Origin of the sequence: Nocardia albiluteola (assembly GCF_018860155.1) — a bacterium.
Taxonomy (GTDB): domain Bacteria; phylum Actinomycetota; class Actinomycetes; order Mycobacteriales; family Mycobacteriaceae; genus Nocardia; species Nocardia albiluteola.
The window spans coordinates 1-6,152 of record NZ_JAHKNI010000035.1; the positions used below are offsets into that span (position 1 = coordinate 1).

At 64.6% G+C, this 6,152-nt stretch carries 10 protein-coding genes; 6 read left to right on the forward strand and 4 right to left on the reverse strand.

Going from position 1 to position 6,152, the window contains the following annotated elements:
• Positions 1-495: 495 nt before the first annotated feature.
• Positions 496-930 (reverse strand): hypothetical protein, encoded by a 435-nt coding sequence (locus tag KO481_RS42485; protein ID WP_215924433.1) that lies wholly within the window; start codon positions 928-930, stop codon positions 496-498.
• 60 nt (positions 931-990) lie between these two features.
• Between KO481_RS42485 and KO481_RS42490 the strand changes: the two genes are divergently transcribed.
• Both KO481_RS42490 and KO481_RS42495 read left to right on the forward strand, forming a co-directional pair.
• Positions 991-1,632, forward strand: coding sequence for a TetR/AcrR family transcriptional regulator (locus KO481_RS42490; protein WP_215924435.1), 642 nt, complete (start codon positions 991-993; stop codon positions 1,630-1,632).
• A gap of 122 nt (positions 1,633-1,754) precedes the next feature.
• Positions 1,755-2,123 (forward strand): antibiotic biosynthesis monooxygenase family protein, encoded by a 369-nt coding sequence (locus tag KO481_RS42495; protein ID WP_308167008.1) that lies wholly within the window; start codon positions 1,755-1,757, stop codon positions 2,121-2,123.
• 213 nt (positions 2,124-2,336) lie between these two features.
• Here the strand turns inward: KO481_RS42495 and KO481_RS42500 are convergent, their stop codons facing one another.
• Positions 2,337-2,975, reverse strand: a complete 639-nt coding sequence (locus KO481_RS42500; protein WP_215924437.1) for a hypothetical protein — start codon at positions 2,973-2,975, stop codon at positions 2,337-2,339.
• 266 nt (positions 2,976-3,241) lie between these two features.
• Complete coding sequence (locus KO481_RS42505) at positions 3,242-3,448, reverse strand: hypothetical protein (RefSeq protein ID WP_215924439.1); 207 nt, start codon at positions 3,446-3,448, stop codon at positions 3,242-3,244.
• A gap of 128 nt (positions 3,449-3,576) precedes the next feature.
• Between KO481_RS42505 and KO481_RS42510 the strand changes: the two genes are divergently transcribed.
• Positions 3,577-4,137, forward strand: coding sequence for a recombinase family protein (locus KO481_RS42510; protein ID WP_215924441.1), 561 nt, complete (start codon positions 3,577-3,579; stop codon positions 4,135-4,137).
• Positions 4,138-4,442: 305 nt separating this feature from the next.
• Here KO481_RS42510 and KO481_RS42515 read toward each other — a convergent pair whose 3' ends face one another.
• Positions 4,443-5,003 carry an SUKH-4 family immunity protein gene (locus KO481_RS42515; protein WP_215924443.1) on the reverse strand — a complete coding sequence of 187 codons (561 nt, stop codon included), beginning with the start codon at positions 5,001-5,003 and terminating at the stop codon, positions 4,443-4,445.
• Positions 5,004-5,139: 136 nt separating this feature from the next.
• Between KO481_RS42515 and KO481_RS42520 the strand changes: the two genes are divergently transcribed.
• The 3 genes from KO481_RS42520 to KO481_RS42530 all read left to right on the forward strand — a co-directional run.
• Complete coding sequence (locus tag KO481_RS42520; protein WP_245402326.1) at positions 5,140-5,292, forward strand: hypothetical protein; 153 nt, start codon at positions 5,140-5,142, stop codon at positions 5,290-5,292.
• A 6-nt stretch (positions 5,293-5,298) separates the two neighbouring features.
• The gene (locus KO481_RS42525) at positions 5,299-5,652 is read left to right on the forward strand and encodes a hypothetical protein (protein WP_215924445.1); all 354 of its coding nucleotides are present in this window, start codon (positions 5,299-5,301) and stop codon (positions 5,650-5,652) included.
• Between the two features lie 267 nt (positions 5,653-5,919).
• Positions 5,920-6,152: hypothetical protein (locus tag KO481_RS42530; RefSeq protein ID WP_215923970.1), on the forward strand; the 233-nt coding region annotated here is incomplete at its 3' end.

A 6,152-nucleotide genomic window follows, 5' to 3' on the forward strand; every position in this document is an offset into this window, starting at 1 on the left:
AGGATGCGGCGATCGGTGACTACGTCCGCTGGCGCAACCAGCACGCCCGACCGATCCGAGACTTCGCCGTCGGCTCGAAAATCCGCCGCCCGGATTACCTACCCAACGTTGCGTGACGCGGCACTAGTTCTCGGACACCTCGCACAACGCGTGCTAGCGCGGTAGAGGAGGAGGCGTGAAACTCTTCGGCCATTGCGTCTGTGTGTCATACAGCATGCCCGGGGCGAAAGGAACTGGAGGTGCGGGTCGATGCAATCTCCGAGCCCGGCCCGCGACCAGCCGCTGCCGCCGCGCGTGCGGTCTTCCCTCCGTTGCCATCTGACCCCACCCTTCCCGACGGTTGTGCTGTTGTCGGTGTCGATGATGCGCCTCGGTCGCGCGCCCACGGAGTCCGGACCGAACTCGTCGGTGTCCCAAGGCATCCCGAAACGTCCCACAGCCCAGAGCAAGACCAGATTCCGAGACCAGCCCACCGGCGACTTCGAAGCGAAGGTGTCAGTGGGCGGAGTCCTCTGCGCGGGTGCCCGAAGTCGTCTGCACGGGGGTAGCAATTATCAGCAGTGCGGCGAGCGCGATGGGGGCGGCGAGCTGGTATCCGATCCATACCTCACCCCCGGCGCTGTTGCCCCGCCATGCCATCAGCAGGCCCGCGAGCGTCGCCAGCACCCAGCCGCTGTCGTAGGCAACCATGAGCCGCGTGTAGGTGCGCATCGGGCGGCTGTGTACATACCTGATCTCCATCCCACCACCGATCAGTAGGGCGACGCCCGAGACAACCATCAGCCAGGCGGGCACGTCGAGCAGATGACCGAGCCGGGCAGCGCCGATGACGAAGGCGGCTCCCAGCAACACCTTGACCACGCCGTCGGCGATGATCCCCACCACTATCCGGCGAGCCGCTGTCGATGCCATGGCCTGGGTCGGGGTCATGAGTGTTCCTCCCTGATCGTTGTTCCGTAACTCGATTACTATAATAATGACATTATGCGAATGACGAGAGCCGAGACCAAGGAACGCAACCGCCGCGCCCTGCTGGATGCGGCGTTCGAGGTCGTCTCCCGAGACGGGTACCGCGCCAAGCTCGAGGAGATCGCCGAACGGGCCGAGCTGACCACCGGCGCCATCTACTCGCTGTACGGCAGCAAGAACGGCCTGGTAGTCGCCCTGATCACCGACTACCTGCGGCCCCACTACGAACAGATCGAACAGGCAGTACCCGCTGACCTGGATCTCCTCGAGGCGGTCGACGCCTTCGCTCGCTACTACCGGCGCAGCTGCGACGCCCCCGACGCGTTGGCCGGCCTGTCGCTGCAGATCACCTTGCTGGACATGGCCCTGCACGACCCCGAGCTGGGCTCCCAGCTCGCCGCGTCCATCCGGACCCAGGAGAGCCACCTGATCGCGGTGTTCACCGGCAGACCACACCACGGGAACGTCGTCACGCCACCTCAGGCGCAACGCCTGGCCATCGCGCTCAGGGCCCTGTTCGTCGGCCTCAGCCAGGGCGTCATCCTCGGCCTCGCCCCCGATGCCGACGAGCAGTACTTCGCCGACACCGCCCGCGCCCTGGCATCCGACGTCGCCCTCACAGACCACGATGCGGACGCTGGTGAGCGTCACAGCTCGCGGTGACTACGGCGGCCATATCCGCCCTCACATCCTCCACATTGCCGTGCTCCGCGGCAGCGCCTGAACACCGGGAAACCGGCCCACATCGCCGGATACCCCGACCCATCGATCCGTCAGGAGTCTCCGTGACCGCACACACCAACTCGCAGAACATGTCCGACGCGACCGTCACCTTTATCAACGTCTTCGAGATCGACACCGAACACGCGGACTCGTTCGCCGCCCGCTGGGCGGCACGTGCCGCGCTGATGAGTACGAAGCCCGGCTTCCTCGACTCCCGATTGCACAGAGCGCGATCATCTGAGACACGGTTTCAGATCATCAACGTCTCCCACTGGGAGAGCCGCGAAGCCTGGGAGGCCGCGACCTCCGACCCCGAGTTTCAGGAGCAGACCCGAGCCGCCGGCGACGACCGGCAGACACCGGTCACATCCAGCCCGGATCTGTACGACGTCGTGGTCGAGTTCTCAGCCGGATCAACGAAATCGGGGTAGGGCACCGTCATGCCCCACAGACGTCGAACCCGCCATCCACCCCAAACCGCGCTCCGCCTCCGTGAACAAGTGACGCGCCGGCGGCTGGTTACAGGGACGGATTGCGGCACTGCGGGATGCGAAGACCACGCTCCTCACCCGGCAAACGACTCCGCTCATCTGTGTATCTGAGGTACAGCCTGGCACGGCAAGATGCAGCACCCTGCATGTCGGTCAGCTGCAGTCATACCAGTGGGCGAAGGGGCGGTCCTTGCAGGACAGGCACTCGAAGACGTACACAGAACCCACCTCACCTATTTCCAGGCCAGTTGGGTTAACGGCGCCGGCCCGATCATCGTCTTCGAGGGGCCGCCAGGTCCGCCAGGAGTCACCGTCCCATTCCCAACTGGCCACGGTCAGCAGGTGGCGCATCGGCTGGCCGCATTGCTTGCAGTCGACGTCGCCGGAGCCGGTGAACCAGGCTGGATATCCGCCGAGCTTCGTGCCCGGCGCCTCAGCGTGGTGAGTGCCGTAGGACAGAAGCGGGGCTGCTTCCTCCAACCGATAAAAATCCTCCTGCCACGCTTCGGCCAGATCCTCCGGCAGATCCCAGGACGGGTATTCCGTCACGCGCTCGGGGTGGACTACGCAAGGCGCTGGCAGGTGCCAGTCATCAGCTGCGGGATCGGCGGCAGGTGCCGCAAGGACGGCCCCGACTGCTTCGGAGTGACGCCAGAACACCACGGGCCACGGCGACGCCGGAAAGTCGTGATTGAACGGGCACCACAGGACCTGCAGAACGTCCCTGTCCTGCGGAAAGGACACAACACCGGTCGGCAGATCCGAGCGGAAAGCCTGCACAACCGGAACCATCGGCACCTGAGTGGCGCTCGGCGTGCCCCTCCCGAGGTCCTGGTGCGGCCTGGTGCACACCGGCCACGTCTCATCCGCCGGCCACAGCAACGGCCCTCCCACGGAGCTCTGCCTGTTCGACGGGGTGCCCCGCCTCGGATGCAGACGAATGGTGTCCCGAGCCCGTGCCGCGAGCCCCGGTACGAGTCCCGTCACGTCAACCGGGCGCGGGGTCGTTCGTCGAATCGCTCCGACTGCAGCGGCACCTGAATCCATCACCTGATCAGTCACACGGCGAACCCTGCCAGATACCGCTGACAACACCCACAGGCCCTGACCGAGTCGTGCTCCTTGTCGGCGGTGTCGATCAGTGCATCGATGCTGGGATCTCCGGCGCACCGGTCGTTCATGTGGCCCAGCGAGACCGAGTCGCCGATAGGCGGTATTTCCAGATCCCCATATCCGCCCTTCGCGACTGTCGGTTTGGGGTACACCCCAGCACCACCTCCGCGACTTGGGATGAAGTGCGTCAGATTAGAGTCCTAATTCGAGCTTCTTGACACATGTCCGATGGGTTCTTGAAGTCCATCCTGACATTTGGTCTGCGGGAAGGGATTTGGCAATGCGGGTCGGCTACATCCGGGTCGGTACGGTCGATCAAAACACCGTCCGGCAGCTCGACGGGATCGAGGTGGAACGCACCTTCACCGACAAGGCCTCCGGGAAGGACACTGCCCGGCCGAAGCTGGACGAGCTGATCGCGTTCGTCCGCGACGGTGACACCGTGATCGTGCATTCGATGGACAGGCTCGCCCGCAATCTCGACGACCTGCGCCGGCTGGTGCGGATCCTGACCGGCAAGGGGGTGCGGGTGGAGTTCGTCAAGGAGAACCTGACCTTCACCGGGGAGGACTCGCCGATGGCGACGCTGCTGCTGTCGGTGATGGGTGCCTTCGCCGAGTTCGAGCGCGCGTTGATCCTCGAGCGCCGGCGTGAGGGCATCGCGGCGGCCAAGACCCGCGGGGCCTACACCGGCCGCAAACCTGCCCTGACCGACGTGCAGGCCGATCGGCTGCGCGAGCGCGCCGCGGCGGGCGAGCGCAAGTCTGTGCTGGCCAAGGAGTTCGGTATCAGCCGGGAGACGGTCTACAGCTACCTGCGAGCCGAGACCGCCACAAACTGAGCCCGGCGCCGCACCCTTGAAGGTTGCCAGGGCGGTGCGGGCCGCACCTGGGCAGTGCTGCGGCCCGCCAGATGCCTTCGCTAGCGGCCTCGTGTCAGGCGGAGGGTTTACCGCAGGTTGGGGCCTCGCGGGCGGGCCGTTTTGGCCCGAGGGGTCCAGTGAGGAGAAAAGTCGCGTTAGCGATCTCTGACCAGTGCGGATTCGACAGTGCCGCAGGGTGATCAGCTGAACGACGCACTGCGGCCGTTTGTCATATTGGACTGTGTGCCAACAACTTTGGATGCCGGAAGCGACATCACCTCGGTTCACATCATTGGATAGGACTCGAGGAAAGTCGTCCAGAACTTTGCATCTGACTCGAAAGGCGTTGTGTCCCAACGGGTCATTCCCTCCTGGATGATCTCCTCGATTTCGGCCCAGTCGAAGGGTGTCGGGTCTTCGTCGGGGTCGGGTCGTTCGATCTCGACCTTGTACACCAGGTATGCCAGCGACGATAGGTCGCGGTGGATCAACTCGAATTCCACCTCCGCGTCCGGGTCGGACACCCAGATGGTGCCGTCCGTGGGACGGACGTAGAGCAGACTGTGGAACAACAGACCCAACGGCTGGAGTTCTCCCACCGGTGTGTCCGTCGGCGTCGAGTCGATGTTGTCGATGAAGGCCAGGTCGGGGCTGTCGGGATCGCGGTCGGCCACCTCAGCTGATATCCGAAACAGCCCGCGCGAGTAGGGGATTCCGAATGTCACCGCGAACGCCACCGCATCTGGCGTCGTCCAGATCCGCTCTGCGAAGTCGGCTCGGAATCTGAGCATTTCACCCGGCGGCAGGCTCGTGCGCACCGCCCGCCAGTCCACTCCTGCCAGCATTCGTCATCTCCTCCGATCGGATCGGTTCACCTGTGCATGAGCCAGAAGCGTATCTGGACCGCTCACAGGGATTTCCGCGGCGACGCTGTTCAAATGGAAGGCTCAGGCACTGGTCGATGCGGGAGTACGTGAGGGCGTGCCGAATGTCGAGGCCGATGAGTTGGCCTCCGCGCATCGCCGGATTGCCCGGGTGGAGGCCGAGCTGAAACTCACCCGAGACGCGTGTGAACTGTTCGACGAGCAGGTGGTGATCTCCCCAAAAGGAAATACGCGATCGTCGAAAGGTTGATCGCGCGTGGGCATTCGGGCCGAGCGGCCTGCCGCCTCCTACCTCGGCCTTCGGCATGGTGGGCAATCCGATGCTGCCCCCGCAGCCACCCCGGCCGAAGGGCCGCCGTTGGGGGCGGTGATCGGCATCGTTGCGGCCGTGTCCGCCGTCGTCGTAGCCGTCGCCGTGGGGGTCGTTGTCATGGTGGTGCACACCTCGTCCGGCGACCCTCGGTACAAGATCGTCACTCCTGACAGGCTTACGGGAACGTTTCAGCGGACCCACGACGCCACCGACGCTGCCTTCGCTCAAATGGCAAGCGGTGATGTGTATTTCATGGACGGATTCAAGGGCGGCAAGATCTTTCGCACTGTGCTATGACCAGGTGTGGGCGGTGTTGGCGGACACAGATGCAGTTTGGCCTATTTGACTGGCGCGGGGCAGTATTCCGCTCGTGCGCTATTCCCGCGGGGCCCGGCCGCCGTCAGTATGAGGTTCTCGGCAGGCTGGCGATGACTGGATGGCCGGCCCGCCAGGTGGGTCGGCCAGCTCTACGAGGTAGCGGATGGCGTGGGATGTCGTGCCCTCGGCAGCCCTCTCCGACGCTCGGCTATCCTGGCCGGCGGATAGATCATCAAGGTGGTTTGGATGCGCAGCAGTAACGTCGATTTGGCCGCCCGGTGGTGGCAGTGGGCCATGTCGATCCCCAACGCCAAGAATCCGGTATGCGACGAGACCGGAATCCTTGCGGCCGAAGGTCAGCCCGACGATGTCTGGTTCCTCGCTGGAACTTTCGGTGGCGAGGTCAGCAGGTGCTGCTCCGTGCCTTCGGGTCGCCCGATTTTCTTTCCCGCCTTCAACATGTTCCACAAGGTCCGGAA